The following is a 17,204-nucleotide window of genomic DNA, read 5'->3' on the forward strand; positions in this document are numbered from 1 at the left end:
GGTAGTGTTTATGAAGAAATTTTTTGTTAATAAGAAGAACATTGTAATAACTATAGTCCTTGCAGAACTTATCTTACTTGTTTTAAATGCTTTCAGATTCAACAGAAGTGAGAGTTATTCTTTTACGCAGGATGATTTTCTGGTTGATTATTTGAATCGCGAAACAAATGAATATGAACGTGAAAGCGGAGCTTATGCGGATCACACCGACAAGGAGCAGTCATATGTTGTAACTAAGCCGCTGCGCCTGGGAAAGGGTATATATAACATCTATGTGAGTTATAGTTCGAATGCTGATGATAACTGGCATTTATGTTATACAACGCTTCAGGCATGTCTTGATGTATCAAAGGATAAGGCTGCACATCTTGCTTATTGCGATCATATAGCACTACCTATGGAAATGACTGAAGTCAGCTATGATTCATGGGTCAGATACGGAACAGATTTTGAAGTGAGAATGGGACCCGAGAGAGATGAAACCGGAGACGGTTTCTTTGTCCTTGCAAATGAAGTACGCATCACGTATTTAAGGGGGAGAACAATAATATATGAGACGGCTAAGCTCATATTATTGTTCATGGCTCTTGATATTGTGCTTTACCTTATTTTGACAAAAAAAGAAGAGACAAAGCGTTTCTTTGAGGACAAAGCTTTTATTGTCGGAGTGCTTCTTTTTACTGTTCTTTTTGCAAGCTATCCGCTTCTTAGCGATAAGCTTTATTTTGGTGATGACATTTTTTACCATCTTAGGCGAATCGTATATCTTGGTGAAGGACTTAAGTGTGGTCAGTTCCCTGTGCACATATATCCCGGATGGGATAGGGGCTACGGTTATGCTGCAGGTGTTGGCTACGGGGATCTGCTTCTTTATCCTTCGGCGATATTGGTGAATCTTGGTTTTACGTTGCAGGCGGGATATAAGTTCTATATTTTTTTGACAAACGTGTTGACTACACTTGTTTCATATTATTCGTTTGGAAAAATAGCCGATGATAAGAATGTGGGATTTGCTTCATCGGTTCTTTTCACGCTTATTGGATTTAGACTTCACAGCGTTTACACAGGGGCAACGGTTGGTGAGTTTGGGGCGTTTACTTTCTTGCCGCTTGTTATACTTGGCCTGTGGGAAATATATTCAAAAAAGAGTAAGAACGCTTATATCTATCTTGCATTAGGAGTTACGCTTACATTGTCGTGTCATGTGCTTTCGACATTTATACTTGCACTTGTGATACCGGTTTTTTGTCTGGTTCTTGTGGAAAAGACATTACAAAAAGATATCCTGATTCCGCTGTTAAAGGCAGTTGCAGCTATTATACTTTTAAATCTGCATTTTGTGGTTCCGCTCGTAGATTATATGGTATCTAAAAATGTGAGTGGAAACAGTATAACGGATATGATCTGGGCAAGAGGCAGAGATCTTGTTACGTTCTTTGGCTATTCGCAGGCAAAAGACCTTGACACGAGCGGGTTTTTGGGGCTTGGAATTTTTTCGATAGCAGTACTTACAATTGCATTTGGTTTTATTATTGCAGGAAAGTTTGAAGGGAAAAGCCTGATATATGCAAGAGTATTTGCTTTGAGCATTGTTTTTGTGCTTCTTAGTACCAACTCGATGTTTTATTTTGCGCTTTATCAGGATGTTCCGATTCTTTACAAACTCCTCGCAAATATGCAGTTTCCATGGCACTTTTTGGATGTTTCCTGTGGTATGGTTGTTTTCTGGTTTGCGGTAACTGCGAAGAATGCGGTATGCAAACCTAATATAAAGAATGCGACATATGTTGCGATGACAGTCATATGCTTTGCCTGCGTTATTCAGGGCAACACACTTCTGGAGGATGTTGTGAAGACGGCGCATCCCATCACAATGTATGATGAAGCTGAGCTGGACAGAGTTACAACTGCTGAGTTCAGTATTCCAGACGTAGAAAAATCTATTCCGTACACTGACAAAGATATGATAATAAGGGGAGACGTTGGCGCGACTGCACAGATACTTAAGAAAAACGGAACGACCATTTATGCGCAGGTGGATAATCCTACGGAAAATGCGGTTGTGACGGAAGCACCTCTCTGGGGATACAGACACTATGCCGCTAAAGCGGGCGGAAAAAAGCTCAAAGCATTTATGGGAGATAACAAGAAGCTTTGGGTAGAAATTCCTGCAGGATACAGCGGAAAAGTAAAGATATGGTTCAGGGAACCGCTTTTGTGGAGATTATCGGAACTCATCACACTTGCAACATTAGTCTTTATCGTGCGAGAATATATGAAGACTAAAAAGGATTAAGCGGGGAAAAGATAGTATGAGTGATAACCAAAAATTTATTCTTATAGACGGAAGTTCCATGCTGGTTACAAACTATTACGGCAACCTTCCGAAGGCTCTTTTATTTGAAAAAGATCCTGTGAAAAAGGAAAAGCTCTTTTCACAGATAATGCATAATGACGCAGGGCAGTACACAAACGCTATGTACGGAATGATGCGTGCAATCCTTAAGATAATCAAGGAGCAGAAACCGACGCATATGATGTTTGCCTTTGATATGACGAGGGATACGTTCAGAAGGGAAAAGTACCCGGATTATAAAGGAAATCGCAGTGAGACGCCGGAGCCACTTAAGGAGCAGTTTGTGAATATGGAAAAGCTGCTTGAAGATATGGGATTCCAGGTTATGTATGACATGCAGTATGAGGCCGATGACATTGTCGGTAGCGTTGCCGCAAAGTTTGAGAAGGAGATACCTTCATATATCATCACCAAGGATCACGATTATCTTCAGCTTGTAAATGACTACACAAGAGTGTGGCTTATTCAGACCAAGCAGGAAACAGCTGATGAGCTCCTTAATAAGTATGGTGCGGAATACGGATTTAACAGTAAGATGGTGTCAATCCCCGATAAGGCGTTTGAAGTGACACCGCCTCTTTGCCTTTCGGAATATGGAGTTCGTCCTGAGCAGATTCCCGATCTTAAGGGCATTCAGGGTGATACAAGTGACAACATCCCGGGAGTTAAGGGCGTCAGCAGCGCGGCAATGCCGCTCCTTGCAAGATACGGAACGATGGAAAAAATCTATGAAGCGATCGAGGAGTGCAAGGATGCCAAGGAACAGAAGGCGCTTAACGCAATGTGGAAAGAAGAGCTTGGAATCACAAGGAGCCCTCTGAAAGCAATGATCCAGTACAAAGAGATGGCTCTTTTGTCCAAGGATCTGGCTACAATCAGAAGAGACTATGAGTTTGGAAAGTCTCTTGATGATTTCAAGATAAATATAGATGCAGACAAAGCGAAGAATGAGTTTGAAAAGTATGGGTTTAAGTCGTTAATAGATAAGATTATATGATACAATGAATATCATGATATAAGATACAGCGCAGTAATTCATGGAATTTGGTAAAAGATCTAGTCTTAAAAATTTACAGGAAAAGAACACACTGATGCGGAATTTTTATCACACAATCATAATCAATATTCACAGAATTATTTTTTATCTTATTAAGTCAAATATATGGCTTAGGCATATCGAGAGACATTCAGCAGAAGAGCGATATGCTCTTGCGAATGAGATGGTCGCTTGGTCGAATAAGTCATCGGGGTATAAGACGATTGCTTACGGATACGAGAATCTTCCGAAAGAAGGCGGGTACATGCTCTATCCGAATCATCAGGGGAAGTACGACGTACTTGGAATTTTTAATACTCATAAGAGACCGGTCTCATTTGTGATGGATGAAAAGAGATCGCATCTGATATTGGTCTCGGAGTTTCTAAGGCTTGTTGAAGGTAAGACGATTGAGCTTAACGATCCGAGACACACAATAACAGTTTTTAACGAGATGGCGGAAGAACTTAAGCAGGGCAGGAAGTTCATTCTTTTTCCGGAAGGAGGATACAAGGAAAACAACGGCAATGTAGTGGAGCCATTCAAGGCGGGAAGCTTTAAGGTCGCGCTGATGGCGAAAGTTCCGATTGTGCCCGTGGCGCTTGTTGATTCTTATAAAGTGTACAACAGCGATCACGTTGGGCCTGTCACAACATATGTCTATTACCTTGATCCAATCTATTATGACGAGTACAAGGACATGCGCAGTCACGAGATTGCGGCCATGGTTGAAAAGATCATAAAAGAAAAGATTGCGGAGCATCTTGCGAATAATAAATAAATCTTCCGGAGGTTGTAATGAACAAGCTATTTGCGGTTTTTGCGGCGCTTACCTTTATCGCCGGCGTTATCGTTTTTACTCACGGCGAGCTCAATAAGAACAGTGAGGATGAGCCCGAGACCTATAAGTGGATGAGGGTATTCGGGGCGATATTAGCGCTCATCGCGATTGTATGTGCCATATTATGTAAAAGTATGTAGCCTTTCGTATTTCTTTTTTGTTATATTGGGTGTAAAATAATACGTAATTAAGAACACTTTATATTGAGGGAGGGAATAAGATGGCGGCTACAAGTATCAAAACTAAGGTAGAAATTCAGTACTCAGATCTGACGATTACCGATGATCAGCTTGTTTCAAAGGCTAAGAAGGCCTATGGAAAAAAAGACATTAAGGACCTCAACATTTACGTTAAGCCCGAGGAGAAGATGGGATATTTTGTTGTAAACGGAAGTGACAACGGATGTTTCGACCTCTGATAGTAAGGCGAAGTAACAAGTATAACAGATAATTGATCGCAGACGGGAAGCTACGGTTTTTCGTCTGTTTTCTTTTGTGCAAAACATGGTATTATAATAGGGTTAAAGTGTAATCTTGGAAGGACAAACATTTGGGCAAAAAAAATATTTCAGATAAGCAGAAACTTAATATTGCCATGTTAGGGCATAAGAGAGTCCCTTCAAGAGAAGGTGGAGTAGAAGTTGTTGTAACCGAACTTTCTACGAGGATGGCAAAGCTGGGGCATAAAGTGACTTGCTACAACAGACTGGGACATCACGTCGCAGGTGAAGAATATGACTCTTTTACAGGCGATACATATGAGGGAGTAAGGCTTATCAATGTCCCTACAATCAACAGAAAAGGACTTGCCGCGGCGACGTCTTCGCTATTTGGCGCTATTAAAGTAGCTTTTGGAAAGTATGATGTAATTCATTTCCATGCAGAGGGGCCGTGTGCAACAATGTGGATTCCGAAGCTTATGGGGAAAAGGTGTGTGGCAACCGTTCACGGACTTGACCATCAAAGACAGAAGTGGAGCAGATTTGCCAGTGCTTATATAATGATGGGGGAAAAGAATGCTGTGAAATATGCAGATGAGATAATAGTCCTCAGCAGAAATGTGCAGAAGTATTTTCTTGACAGATATGGCAGAAATACTTTATACATTCCTAATGGAGTGAACAGGTCTGTTATTACCGAACCTAATAATATAAAGAAAAAGTTTGGCATAAGTAAAGATGAATATATCCTCTTTTTGGGACGTTTGGTTCCTGAGAAGGGAATAGAGTATCTGATAAAAGCATTTATGAAGCTTGATACGGACAAAAAACTTGTAGTTGCCGGAAGCAGCAGTGATACGCAGGAATTTGTTGACAGAATACATGAACTTGCGAGCAAAGATGATAGGATAATATTTACCGGATTTGTTCAGGGTAGAGTGTTATCCGAGCTTTTTAGTAACAGCTATGTTTATGTAATTCCGTCTGATCTTGAGGGAATGCCGCTTACGCTCCTTGAGGCTATGAGCTATGGAAATTGCTGCCTTACATCAGATATTCCGGAATGTATTGAAGTGTGCGGCGATAAGGCTGTTTCTTTTAGAAAAAGCGATATAAAGGATCTTAGGGATAAGTTAAAGATGCTTATTGATAATGAGGATATGGTTAAGAAATATCGCATTGAAGCGTCGGAATATGTCTGCGAACATTATAATTGGGATAAAATAGTCGATGAGACCATAAAGGTTTACAGAGGACTGAATATATAGAAATAACGTGCTTAGATGTGCGCTTATAAAGAAAGAAGGAACATAATGGAGAAACTTGCGATAAACGGAGGAACTCCGGTTAGAAAAGAAAAATTATATTACGGAAGACAGTGGATAGATGAAGACGATGTGAAAGCAGTTGCCGAAGCACTTACGGATGACTTGATAACATGTGGACCTCGCGTAGCGGCGCTTGAAAAAAAACTCTGCGAAGTTACGGGCGCAAAATATGCGGTGGCAGTAAGTAACGGTACTGCGGCACTTCACTGCGCATGTATTGCGGCGGGTATCGGCGTGGGCGATGAAGTTATAACATCACCCATAACATTTGCGGCATCTGCAAATTGCGCGGTATATGTGGGCGCAACACCTGTGTTTGCGGATATTGATCCCGAGACTTATAACATAGACCCCAACAGTATAGAAGCTCATATAACAGATAAGACCAAGGCTGTGGTTGCGGTTGCCTACACGGGACAGTCGGTAGAGTATGACAGAATACAGGAAATCTGCGATAAGCATGGACTTATTCTTATAACCGATGCGGCACACGCAATCGGAACCAAGTATAAAGGACAACCTGTTGGCTCTATAGGCGATATGACTTGCTTTAGTTTCCATCCCGTTAAGACGGTAACATCGGGCGAGGGAGGAGCGATTACAACGAACGATCCTGAATTATATAGGAAACTCAGACTTGCTTCACAGCACGGAATTGTGAGAAATCCGGACGAACTTGTGCATGAATCCGACGGTATTTGGTACTATGAGATGCAGGAGCTTGGATTTAACTACAGGCTTACGGATATTCAGGCGGCTCTTCTTATGAGCCAGCTCAGTAAATTGCAAAAATTTTCTGATAGACGAAAAGAGATAGTAAATAAGTACAACGAAGCATTTAAGGATGTTCCCGAGATAATCGTGCAGAAGGAAATTCCCGAATCCGATACCACAAGACATCTTTATGTGATACAGCTTGATCTTGATAAGCTTAAGTGCACAAGAAGAGAGTTTTTTGATGCTCTTTCTGCTGAGAACGTTCAGCCTCAGGTTCATTACGTACCGGTTTATTTCTTCCCGTTTTATGAGAAGAGGGGCTACAAGAAAGGCCTTTGTCCCGAGGCTGAAAAGCTCTACAATGGAATGATGAGTATACCTCTTTATCCGCTTATGACTGACAGCGACGTTGATGATGTTATCACCGCGGTAAAAAAAGTCGTTGAAGGATATAAGATATAATATTTGGAAATATCTGCATTAAGAAAGTAATGCAAAATGTGGACAAGCTTTTATATAATGAATTAAAATGAGGTAGTTGTTAAAAGAAATTTTGATATCTATAATTATAAAAAAACAAGTGATAAACGGAGAAGTTTATGAAAAGTTCTATATTAGATAATAAGACAATATGGGTTACCAGAGGAACAGGTTCTTTTGGACACTGCTTCACACAGTACCTTCTTGAGAACTACAATCCCAAGAAGATCATCATCTATTCACGCGATGAGTACAAGCAGTTCACAATGGCAAACGAGCGCGTGTGCAAAGAGAACGCCGACTAGATGAGATTTTCATCGGTGATATCAGAGACGGAGCAAGATTTGAGAGAGCATGCGAGAACGTTGACTATGTTATCCATGCGGCAGCTCTTAATCAGGTTCCCGCTTGTGAGTACAACCCCGACGAAGCTATCAAGACAAATATCGCGGGTGCACAGAGCGTTATAAATGCAGCACTTAATACAGGAGTAAAGAGAGTTGTAGCTCTTTCTACAGACAAGGCTGTTAATCCTGTTAATCTCTATGGTGCTACCAAGATGGTATCCGATAAGCTCTTTATTGCAGCAAATGCATATTCCGGAGCCAAGGATGTTAACTTCTCAATCGTAAGATACGGTAATGTTGCAGGAAGCAGAGGTTCTATCATTCCTTTCTTCAAAGAGCTCATTGCAAAGGGAGAAAAAGAGCTTCCTATCACGGATTACAGAATGACACGTTTCTGGATCAGTCTTCCGGAGGGCGTTGAGCTTATTCTCAAGGCACTTGCAGAGGCTAAGGGCGGCGAGACATTCATCAGTAAGATCCCTTCATTTAACGTAAAAGACCTTGCTGAGGCTATGTGTCCCGGAATCAAGACTGTTGAAGTCGGAATCAGACCCGGCGAGAAGCTTGATGAGATAATGGTTACAACAGAGAATGCGCCTTTTACCTATGAATACGACAAGCACTTTATCGTATATCCTCAGGTTGTATTTAACGAAAGACAGGTACCCGACCTTTCCGGAAAGAAAGTTGCGGACGGTTTCTACTACAGCTCGGGAAATAACACAGAGTGGATGTCTGTTGACGAGATTAGAAGACTTCCTGAGGCTGTAGATCACTAAGATATATTAGATGATATAAGCAGAAAGGAGAACCACCATGTACGAACAGATTAAATTACCCTATGCTACAAATGCTCTTGAACCTCACATTGACCAACTTACCGTTGAGACTCATCACGGTAAGCACCACGCTACTTATACCAAGACTTTTAATGAACTTGCGGAAAAAGCAGGCATGAGTAATCTCAGTGCGGAGGAGCTCCTTGCATCACTCGATAAAGTTTCTGATGAAACTTTGAGAAAAGGCCTCAGAAATCAAGGCGGCGGATATTATAACCACAACCTTTATTTTGAGATGTTTTCACCAAGCCCTGCCAAAGCTCCGTCAGGAAAACTTGCAGAAGAGATTGACAAGACTTTCGGCAGTCTTGATGCGCTCAAAGAACAGCTTTCCAAGGCGGCAGCAGGTCAGTTCGGTTCAGGCTGGGCATGGATTTCAACAGACAAGAGCGGAAAGCTTACAGTTTCAGCATCTCCCAATCAGGACAATCCTATCAGCGAAGGCAAAGGACTAATCCCCATTGTGGCACTCGATGTCTGGGAACATGCATATTACCTTAAGTACAAGAATTTGAGACCCGATTATATCAAGGCATTCTTCGAGATCCTCGACTGGAGTAAGGTTTCAGAGAGATATAACAAGATTATCGGAGCTTGATTTTAGTATATGTGGAAAGATGGCTGTAAAAGAGAACCGGTCAATTGTAAAAGTTAATTCTGTTTTTTAAGACTAAATTCCACCTTGTAGAAGTAAATTCCGCAGGGTGGATTTTACTTATTATGGTGAAGATAGGTTCGAAACAAAGGAAATGCTGAATAATGATTTGAATTATGTTATAATGCTATGGATTTATTAATTGTTAAGTGGTTTACCTTTTGGGTGTTTTGACAAAGGGAGATTTATACAATGTCAAAAAAAATAGAATTTGTTGCAGCATTGTGCATGACAATCGGTCTTATGAGCGGTTGCACTTCTTATAGTGAGGGCTCTTCTGCCGCTATCGAAGGGTTTTCAGACGGAGCATCTATAGGCTCATCGGAAGCGTCATCAAAGGAGTCATCCGATGCGTCGGTTGAGGCAGCGACGGCGGCATCAAAGTTATCTTCGGATGATGTTACTTCAAAGATCAGTGATGTAAGTAAGGATGTGAAGAAAGGCTCGGAAAGCAGCGCGGCGGCTGGTAGCGCATCAACAGGTTCGTCGGTGAGTAAGTCTGCAAGTGACAGCGCTTCTAAAGGAAAGTCTGCGGACGACAAGAAAGCAGACGGAAAGAATTCCGATGAAAAGCCAAAGGAAAAGAAGAAATCCAAGAACGGAATTATAATACCGGAGATTGAGGACGGAGTTACCAAGATAGGTGACAGAGGAGTGGAAGTAACTTTCAAATGGGAACCTGATGAGAACGTAGACAGGTATGAAATTTCTGTCGAAGGAAAACCTCATGAAAGCACATCATATTCTCATATTGAGGATGTGTATTCTGATGAGCCGAGTTATACATACAAAGATAAGATCAATTATGACATCAGGATTAAAGTAAGGGCATATAAAGGCGATGCGAAGAAAGCCATCTGCGGCGACTTTAGTGAATTTGCATACGGAAATACCTGCGAAGACGCTCTTACAGCTCCAAAAGTAAAAGACGGAGTTACCCGCAAAGGTGCAACCGGCACGGAAGTTTATTTTGCTTGGGAGCCCGTTGACGGCGCCGAGCACTATGAAGTGGTGGTCGAGCACAAGAAGAAGGCTGAATCTGAGTATGATCTTAAAGAGGTTACTTATACCAATGCGCCCAATTATACATATACCGGACAGGGCGAATATGATGTCAGAATAACGGTTAAGGCTCAGACCAATGCCTGGATCAACGGAAAAAAGAAAATGTTTAACAGCGCTGTAAGCGCCTATGCAAAAGGAAAGACATATTGATACATTACTGAAATTATTTACTTGAAGAGGATATTTATGGATAAGATTGCAGTACTGATACCTTGTTACAATGAAGAAAAGACTATAGCGAAGGTTATAAGAGATGCCAAGGCGGCGCTTCCCGAGGCAGTTATTTATGTATATAACAATAATTCGAAAGACCGCACTGCAGAGATCGCAGCAGCTGAAGGCGCTGTTGTTCGCAATGAATTTATGCAGGGAAAAGGCAATGTTATAAGACGCATGTTCCGCGAGATTGACGCGCTTGTATATGTAATGGTTGATGGAGACGATACATATCCCATGGATTCGGCTCCCGAGATGGTTGACCTTGTTCTTAATCATAATTCGGATATGGTAGTCGGAGACAGACTTTCATCAACATATTATCAGGAGAACAAAAGACCTTTCCATAACTTTGGAAATAACCTCGTAAGAGGAAGTATCAACAAGTTGTTCGGATGCAATATCAGAGATATCATGACAGGATTCAGAGCTTTCAGCTATGAGTTTGTAAAGACATTCCCCGTTCTTTCAAAGGGATTTGAGATAGAGACAGAGATGACCATTCATGCTGTTTACAACAACATGCAGATCGACAATGTTGTTATCGAATACAGAGACAGACCGGAAGGATCTGAGAGTAAGCTCAATACTTATGAAGACGGAATGAAGGTTCTTAAGACTATTGCAAAGCTTTACAGGAACTATAAGCCTTTTGGATTCTTTCTCATATTTTCGATGGTACTTGCACTTATATCGATATTCTTTTTGGTGCCGATCGTCACAGAGTATTGGCGTACGGGGCTTGTACCCAGATTTCCTACATTGATAGTTTGCTGCTTTATCATGCTTTCTGCGGTTCAGAGCTTTTTTGCGGGAGTTATACTGTCCACACTTGCGGTTAATAACAGACGTGAATTTGAGATGCAGCTTAACATGCTTCAGCGTCACAAAGAAACAGACATGATGAAATAAGGATTAGCGATCAAATGGAAGATAGTAATACAAAAAATAAGTCGGGGCTTGTAAAAAAAGCCTCCAAAGACTTTATATTCAGTGTTTTGGCGCTGATTATCTATAACGGTGTTTTGCAGCTTCTAATCTATCCTCAAATAACAAACAGGATGGGAAAAGAAGCGTTTGGCACCGTTCTTTATTTAATCTCTGCAGTGTCCATAATGGGTGCGGGATTTGGAACATCGGCAAGTTATTCAAGAATGATGGCCAAAAAGAACAGAGAGGAAGCAAACGGAGATTATAACATTTTTCTCCTTATTATCGCGGCAATTTCGGTTCCTGTGACTTTGATAGCTTTGCATGTTGCAAAAGGGGCATCGCTTGGGCTTTTTTTACCCGTACTTGTACTTATGATAGTTACTGTTTTCAGGTATTATGCGGATGTTCAGTACAGAATGACCATAAGATTTAAGGAATACTTCTTTTTCTTTGCGGCAACTTCACTCGGATATGTTTTGGGATTGATGCTATTTCCTGTGACGGGAAGCTGGGTATTCGTGCTGTTTCTCGGCGAGATCTTTGGCATTATATTTACTGTCGCTACTGGTGAGATTTTCAGACCTCCGTTTTTTAAAATTTCCGGGGCTTTTAAAGAAAATATGGTATCCGTGTGGTACATTTCGCTCAGCAATCTTTTGGCCGCGCTGATACTACACTCCGATAGGATCCTCCTTAGGGTTTTTAAGGGAGGGAGCGAGGTTACCGTATTTTACACCGCAAGCCTTGTCGGAAAGATCGTTGCGATGATAACAACGCCGCTTAACGGTATAGTTATAAGTTATCTGACCAATTATAAGATCGTAATGAATAAAAAGAGATTTGCAGGCATCGGTGCTGCATTTATGGGGATTACCGTCATCGGCGCCGCAGCATGCTGCTTTGTTTCAATGATATTTGTAAAGCTCTGTTATCCTGCCGATGTTTATGCAGAGGCTTCAAATTATTTCTTTTTGGCAAATCTCGGGCAGCTGCTTTACTTTGTTTCAGGGTCTTTGATGGTGGTGCTGCTAGCATTTACCGAAGAGAAGCTTCAGTTTATTATTAATCTTGTTTACGGAATATCTTTTGCCGTAATAGTGATTCCTGTCACTTATATGTGGGGAATAACAGGAATTGCTTATGGTCTTGTTGCGGTTAATACTATAAGATTTGTGACTGTGATAATTCTTGGAATCGGGAAATTAAGGAAAAACTGATTGGAGCGATTTAGCTGTCAATCGACGGATGGTATATAAAAACTCGTTTTGGTATTGTGAATGTATATTTTCTTCAAACAGTTAAGTTCTTAAGACTTTCTTAAGATTGATTGTAGATTTCATTAATTTTATTGCTCTTATAGGAATGTTTTGACGGATTGGTGTTAAAATATCTTTTGGTGAAGTATCAGCGAGGAGGAAAAATGAAGAAGAGAATAATAAGTTTAATTGTGGGTGTGACGACAGTAGCAATGCTAACTTGTGGATGTACTGCGATCAATAACGATGCAGACACTGCACTGGAATTTATAAACGACGATCTTGCAACAAGCATGACAGGTAAAAGCGATGAGGCTTCAGAGGCAGGCACATTGGTTTTGGCAGAAGATATTTATAAGCCTACACTTGATGAAGCAGCAGCCGCAGCTTCAGTGGAGGAAACTAAAGAGGAAGAACCTCAGGAGCAGGTAGATGAAGACAAAGTAGTAATGGTATTTATCGGCGACAGCCAGATTGAGAACGGAAGAGACAGCGGCAACGATCTTGCTTCTCTTGTATCTGAAAGAGTTCCGAATTCTGTCGCATATAATCTCGGAATCGGTGGAACAACCGCTGCACTTGAGCATTCAACTACAGATTCATCATTGTCTAAGTGGGATTCTATTTCTTTTAACGGAATAACCTACGGTCTTGCGGGAAAGATTGACAGAGACAGAGTTTTTCAGAATTATCCCCACGTTCTGAGTAATATGAATAATATAAATCCTGAGAAGGTTGATTATTACTTTATAGAATATGGTGCAAACGATTTTTTTGATAAAATGCCGCTTGATAAAACACAGTTTGAAGGCAATCCGCTTCATTCATATTATGAAGCTCTTGAAGAAGGCGTGAGAACTCTTAAGGAGATCAGTCCCAATGCAAGAATTGTCCTTATGACTCCTTTCTACGGAATTTATAAGGATACCAATGGAAAGTTCCTTGGCGATTCTTATGTAGTAAGTTACGGAATAGATACTCTTGCAAATTATGCAAGAAAAGCACTTAATGTAGCGGAAGATCTTGATCTTATCGATTTTGATGCGATGAACGACGACAAGAAGTGCGATCTCTACCTTGATACGGCGGAAGAGTATCTTTTGGACGGAACGCACCTCACATTAAAGGGAAGACAGGTATTTTCAAGGCTTCTTGCTCATATCCCCAACTACTATGAGGAAAATGAGCCATTCGCATACCTTGAGAATGACACTATCAAAATTGGCCAATTCGATCCCGATGAGTATTTCATGATCTCGGATGACAAGCTCAGAGATAATTATCCCGAGGCTTATGAGAAGCTCAAATCCGGAGCATATCCGCTCGCCAGAGAGCACGGCGCAGGAGCTGAGTAACGCCGGGGGTATATGTAAACGGACGACCTATATAGCCATTTATAACAGTCGTTTCGTGTGTTGACATTCAAGACATAAAAATTCAGAGCTACTTATTCTTCGCTCCAAAACTCGCCCATAGATGGGCTCAAACAGTTGGAGCGAGAACAGAATAAGCAGCTCTTCTTTTTTGTGTTCTTGAATGTGACAACACGCGAAAAGACTGTTATAAATGGCTATATAGGTCTGTTGTTTATTATGTACCGCACGGCGTTTACTAAGGTGTTACTTGCGCTATAGATTCTTAAATAATGTAATTGCTATAAAGCAAATATTGTGATAAAATGTTAATACTTTGTTAATGTAGCGTATACTTATGAAGGCGTACAGGTGGGCTATTCGCCACTACGCAGTTCCATAAGTCAGGTTTTCACAGTATTTATGTGAGTTGTAACATTCAAGAGCATAAGCAAGCGGAAATCTTTATTCTGTTCTCGCTCCGTTTGTTTGAGCCCATTTATGGGCGAGTTTAGGAGCGAAGAATAAAGATTACCGCTTGCTTATGCCTTGAATGTCAACGAACATAACCCCTGTGAAAACCTGACTTATGGAACGCATATCGCCAATATCCCCCAAATGTCGCACATGGAGTGGCATGGAGTGCTATCTTGAAGAATGTTATGGGGTAGGGTATACTACTATTATTGTTCGTCTCCAAGATAATGAACGGACGATTATTTAGAAAATGAGGGTAAATGTGATGAAGAAGGCCTTAATTATTGGTGCGGGTCCTGCGGGGCTTACTGCTGCTTATGAGCTTTTGACCAAGTCAAAGGATTATCAGGTAGTAATCTTTGAGGAAACCGACCAGTTTGGAGGAATATCAAGAACTGTAGAGTATAAAGGTAACCGCATGGATATGGGCGGTCACAGATTTTTTACCAAGGTTCCCGAAGTTAATGCATGGTGGGATAAGATGCTTCCCGGACAGGGAAAACCCACTTATGATGATATAGTTCTCGACAGACCGATGAAGATGACAGAGGGCGGTCCTGATCCTGAGAAAACAGACAGAGTAATGCTTAAGAGACATCGTGTCTCACGTATTCTTTTTGATTCAAAGTTTTACGATTACCCGATTTCACTTAAGGGTGAGACTTTTAAGAACTTTGGCTTTTTGACTACAATGCAGGTTGGATTCTCATATATGGCTTCTGTTTTCCACAAGAGACCTGAGGACAATCTTGAGAATCTCTATATCAATAACTTTGGCAAGAAGCTTTATTCAATGTTCTTCGAGTATTATACCGAGAACCTTTGGGGCAGACATCCAAGCGAGATTGATGCTTCATGGGGCAAGCAGAGAACCAAGGGCTTATCTATTTTCGGAATAATCAAGGACTATCTTGGAAGACTTTTTAAAGTTAAGAACCGTAAGGTTAACACTTCACTCATAGAAGAGTTCAAGTATCCCAAGCTCGGCCCCGGTCAGCTCTGGGACGTAACTGCTGAGGAGATCAAGAAACTCGGTGGTACAATTATTGTAAATGCAAAGGTTACCGGAATCAGGAAAGACGGCAATCATATCAAAGGCGTATCTTATCTTGTTGATGGAAAAGAGATCGAGATTGACGGCGATGTAGTTATCAGCTCAATGCCGATAAAGGATCTCGTTGCAGGAATGAATGATGTTCCCGCTGATCCCGCAAGAATTGCCGCAGGACTTCCTTACCGTGATTATATGACTCTCGGTGTACTTGTTCCCAAGCTTAATCTTGAGAATAAGACCAAGATCAAGACTATCGGAAATATCGTGCCTGATAACTGGGTATATGTTCAGGATAGAAATGTTAAGATGGGAAGATTCCAGATTTACAACAACTGGTCTCCTTATCTGGTAAAAGATCTTGAGAATACAGTATGGGTCGGACTTGAGTATTTCTGCTTTGAAGGCGATAACATGTGGAATATGACCGAGGATGAGTTTGCCAAGATGGCAATTGATGAGATGGTCAAGCTTAAACTTATCGACAAGGCAGATGAAGTTATCGACTATCACATGGAGAAAGTTAAAAAGGCTTATCCTGCTTACTTTGATACATATGATGAGATGGACAAGCTCATCGAGTATCTTGATACTATCGACAATCTCTATTGCGTAGGCAGAAATGGTCAGCATAGATATAACAATATCGATCATTCAATGTGTACATCCTTTGAGGCTGTTAAGAATATCATAAGTGGAGAGACAGACCGCAGCAACATATGGAACGTTAACACTGAGGAGGAATACCATGAAACATCTACTTCCGAAGATGAAGCAGATGAGGTGGAAATAGATTGACGATACATTAAATTTTAATGCGGTGCTTTATGATGATACAGCACCGCATTTTTTAGGAGTATTATGAAAAAAATAAGTGTTTTGATCCCCTGTTTTAATGAGGTGGAGAACGTGGAGGGTATTTCCTCCGCAATTGAAAATGTCATGAAAAAAGATCTTTCAAACTATGATTATGAGATCGTTTTCATAGACAATGCGTCTACAGACGGAACAAGAGATAAGATTGAGAAAATCTGCGAGGGAAATAATAAGATAAAGGCGATATTTAATGTCACAAATTTCGGACAGTTCAATTCGCCTTTTCATGGCATGTGCTCTCTGGACGGAGACTGCGTCATTCCCGTGTGTGCCGATTTCCAGGATCCGGTTGAGCTTATTCCCGTATTTGTAAAAAAGTGGGAAGAGGGCCACAAGATCGTCAGCGGGGTAAAATCTTCAAGTAAAGAAAACGGATTAATTTATTTCCTCAGAACTGTCTACTATAAGACTATAAAGAACATTTCAAGTGTTCAGATGATAGAGCACTTTACAGGTTTTGGTCTTTATGACAAGACCTTTATAACACTTCTCAGACAGCTTAACGATCCGATTCCGTTCATAAGAGGAATCGTTGCTGAGTACGGAGCCGGTTTCAATATGACAACGGTTGAGTATGAGCAGCCTAAGAGAAGAGCAGGCAAGACACACAATAATTTCTATACCTTATATGATGCGGCAATGCTCAGTATTACATCATATACAAAGGTGGGATTACGTCTTTGTACTATAGCGGGATTTGCTTGTGCAATTATAGATATGATCGTTGCATTTGTATATCTTGTACTTAAGCTTACTCACTGGTACAGCTTCCATGCAGGTTACGCGCCGATGATCATCGGAATGTTCCTTATCGGTGCAATACAGCTCTTTTTCATAGGGCTTACCGGAGAGTATATCCTTAACATCAACACCAGAGTTATCGGCCGTCCCATAGTTGTTGAGGAAAAGCGCATCAATTTTGAAAATGATAAATAATGTG

16 protein-coding genes are annotated in these 17,204 nt (G+C 41.0%); all 16 read left to right on the plus strand.

Annotated features, from left to right (window positions below):
- Positions 1 to 10: 10 nt before the first annotated feature.
- The 16 genes from G628_RS0104095 to G628_RS0104165 all read left to right on the plus strand — a co-directional run bounded on the left by G628_RS0104095 (position 11) and on the right by G628_RS0104165 (position 17,200).
- Positions 11 to 2,296: a 6-pyruvoyl-tetrahydropterin synthase-related protein gene (locus G628_RS0104095; RefSeq protein ID WP_027208524.1), complete on the plus strand. Its 2,286-nt coding sequence runs from the start codon at positions 11 to 13 to the stop codon at positions 2,294 to 2,296.
- A 16-nt stretch (positions 2,297 to 2,312) separates the two neighbouring features.
- Positions 2,313 to 3,353 (plus strand): 5'-3' exonuclease, encoded by a 1,041-nt coding sequence (locus G628_RS16365; protein ID WP_051199014.1) that lies wholly within the window; start codon positions 2,313 to 2,315, stop codon positions 3,351 to 3,353.
- Positions 3,354 to 3,447: 94 nt separating this feature from the next.
- Positions 3,448 to 4,173, plus strand: coding sequence for a lysophospholipid acyltransferase family protein (locus G628_RS0104105; protein WP_027208525.1), 726 nt, complete (start codon positions 3,448 to 3,450; stop codon positions 4,171 to 4,173).
- A gap of 17 nt (positions 4,174 to 4,190) precedes the next feature.
- Positions 4,191 to 4,373, plus strand: a complete 183-nt coding sequence (locus G628_RS0104110; RefSeq protein ID WP_026667987.1) for a hypothetical protein — start codon at positions 4,191 to 4,193, stop codon at positions 4,371 to 4,373.
- An 80-nt stretch (positions 4,374 to 4,453) separates the two neighbouring features.
- Positions 4,454 to 4,651 carry a DUF6465 family protein gene (locus G628_RS0104115; protein WP_026655872.1) on the plus strand — a complete coding sequence of 66 codons (198 nt, stop codon included), beginning with the start codon at positions 4,454 to 4,456 and terminating at the stop codon, positions 4,649 to 4,651.
- Between the two features lie 131 nt (positions 4,652 to 4,782).
- On the plus strand, positions 4,783 to 5,940 hold the full coding sequence (locus tag G628_RS0104120; protein ID WP_242827165.1) for a glycosyltransferase family 4 protein: 1,158 nt from the start codon (positions 4,783 to 4,785) through the stop codon (positions 5,938 to 5,940).
- 45 nt (positions 5,941 to 5,985) lie between these two features.
- Entirely contained in the window at positions 5,986 to 7,179 is a 1,194-nt protein-coding gene (pseC, locus tag G628_RS0104125; protein ID WP_027208526.1) for a UDP-4-amino-4,6-dideoxy-N-acetyl-beta-L-altrosamine transaminase, read from the plus strand.
- Between the two features lie 137 nt (positions 7,180 to 7,316).
- Entirely contained in the window at positions 7,317 to 7,502 is a 186-nt protein-coding gene (locus tag G628_RS19290) for a polysaccharide biosynthesis protein (protein WP_330365419.1), read from the plus strand.
- Positions 7,481 to 8,323 carry a UDP-N-acetylglucosamine 4,6-dehydratase (inverting) gene (pseB, locus tag G628_RS16370; protein WP_330365420.1) on the plus strand — a complete coding sequence of 281 codons (843 nt, stop codon included), beginning with the start codon at positions 7,481 to 7,483 and terminating at the stop codon, positions 8,321 to 8,323. Before G628_RS19290 ends, pseB begins: the two co-directional genes overlap by 22 nt.
- 37 nt (positions 8,324 to 8,360) lie before the next feature.
- The gene (locus G628_RS0104135) at positions 8,361 to 8,981 is read left to right on the plus strand and encodes a superoxide dismutase (RefSeq protein ID WP_027208527.1); all 621 of its coding nucleotides are present in this window, start codon (positions 8,361 to 8,363) and stop codon (positions 8,979 to 8,981) included.
- Between the two features lie 249 nt (positions 8,982 to 9,230).
- Positions 9,231 to 10,253: a hypothetical protein gene (locus tag G628_RS0104140; protein WP_027208528.1), complete on the plus strand. Its 1,023-nt coding sequence runs from the start codon at positions 9,231 to 9,233 to the stop codon at positions 10,251 to 10,253.
- 36 nt (positions 10,254 to 10,289) lie between these two features.
- Positions 10,290 to 11,231 carry a glycosyltransferase family 2 protein gene (locus G628_RS0104145; protein WP_026655812.1) on the plus strand — a complete coding sequence of 314 codons (942 nt, stop codon included), beginning with the start codon at positions 10,290 to 10,292 and terminating at the stop codon, positions 11,229 to 11,231.
- 14 nt (positions 11,232 to 11,245) lie between these two features.
- On the plus strand, positions 11,246 to 12,469 hold the full coding sequence (locus G628_RS0104150; RefSeq protein WP_027208529.1) for a lipopolysaccharide biosynthesis protein: 1,224 nt from the start codon (positions 11,246 to 11,248) through the stop codon (positions 12,467 to 12,469).
- Between the two features lie 203 nt (positions 12,470 to 12,672).
- Positions 12,673 to 13,863: an SGNH/GDSL hydrolase family protein gene (locus G628_RS0104155; protein WP_027208530.1), complete on the plus strand. Its 1,191-nt coding sequence runs from the start codon at positions 12,673 to 12,675 to the stop codon at positions 13,861 to 13,863.
- A 739-nt stretch (positions 13,864 to 14,602) separates the two neighbouring features.
- Complete coding sequence (locus G628_RS16375; RefSeq protein ID WP_026655808.1) at positions 14,603 to 16,186, plus strand: NAD(P)/FAD-dependent oxidoreductase; 1,584 nt, start codon at positions 14,603 to 14,605, stop codon at positions 16,184 to 16,186.
- 63 nt (positions 16,187 to 16,249) lie between these two features.
- Entirely contained in the window at positions 16,250 to 17,200 is a 951-nt protein-coding gene (locus G628_RS0104165) for a glycosyltransferase family 2 protein (protein WP_026655807.1), read from the plus strand.
- Positions 17,201 to 17,204: the final 4 nt, after the last annotated feature.

The sequence above is a fragment of the Butyrivibrio hungatei NK4A153 genome, assembly GCF_000424465.1.
Taxonomy (GTDB): Bacteria; Bacillota; Clostridia; order Lachnospirales; family Lachnospiraceae; genus Butyrivibrio; species Butyrivibrio hungatei_A.

What these genes read in the sequence shown, in the direction of transcription:
- G628_RS0104155 (WP_027208530.1), top strand. Translation starts at nt 12,673, where the DNA reads ATGAAGAAGAGAATAATAAGTTTAATTGTGGGTGTGACGACAGTAGCA.
- G628_RS0104095 (WP_027208524.1), top strand. Translation starts at nt 11, where the DNA reads ATGAAGAAATTTTTTGTTAATAAGAAGAACATTGTAATAACTATAGTC.
- G628_RS0104135 (WP_027208527.1), top strand. Translation starts at nt 8,361, where the DNA reads ATGTACGAACAGATTAAATTACCCTATGCTACAAATGCTCTTGAACCT.
- G628_RS0104110 (WP_026667987.1), top strand. Translation starts at nt 4,191, where the DNA reads ATGAACAAGCTATTTGCGGTTTTTGCGGCGCTTACCTTTATCGCCGGC.
- G628_RS0104140 (WP_027208528.1), top strand. Translation starts at nt 9,231, where the DNA reads ATGTCAAAAAAAATAGAATTTGTTGCAGCATTGTGCATGACAATCGGT.
- G628_RS0104115 (WP_026655872.1), top strand. Translation starts at nt 4,454, where the DNA reads ATGGCGGCTACAAGTATCAAAACTAAGGTAGAAATTCAGTACTCAGAT.
- G628_RS0104150 (WP_027208529.1), top strand. Translation starts at nt 11,246, where the DNA reads ATGGAAGATAGTAATACAAAAAATAAGTCGGGGCTTGTAAAAAAAGCC.
- pseC (WP_027208526.1), top strand. Translation starts at nt 5,986, where the DNA reads ATGGAGAAACTTGCGATAAACGGAGGAACTCCGGTTAGAAAAGAAAAA.
- G628_RS0104145 (WP_026655812.1), top strand. Translation starts at nt 10,290, where the DNA reads ATGGATAAGATTGCAGTACTGATACCTTGTTACAATGAAGAAAAGACT.
- G628_RS0104105 (WP_027208525.1), top strand. Translation starts at nt 3,448, where the DNA reads ATGCGGAATTTTTATCACACAATCATAATCAATATTCACAGAATTATT.
- G628_RS16375 (WP_026655808.1), top strand. Translation starts at nt 14,603, where the DNA reads ATGAAGAAGGCCTTAATTATTGGTGCGGGTCCTGCGGGGCTTACTGCT.
- G628_RS0104165 (WP_026655807.1), top strand. Translation starts at nt 16,250, where the DNA reads ATGAAAAAAATAAGTGTTTTGATCCCCTGTTTTAATGAGGTGGAGAAC.
- G628_RS19290 (WP_330365419.1), top strand. Translation starts at nt 7,317, where the DNA reads ATGAAAAGTTCTATATTAGATAATAAGACAATATGGGTTACCAGAGGA.
- G628_RS16365 (WP_051199014.1), top strand. Translation starts at nt 2,313, where the DNA reads ATGAGTGATAACCAAAAATTTATTCTTATAGACGGAAGTTCCATGCTG.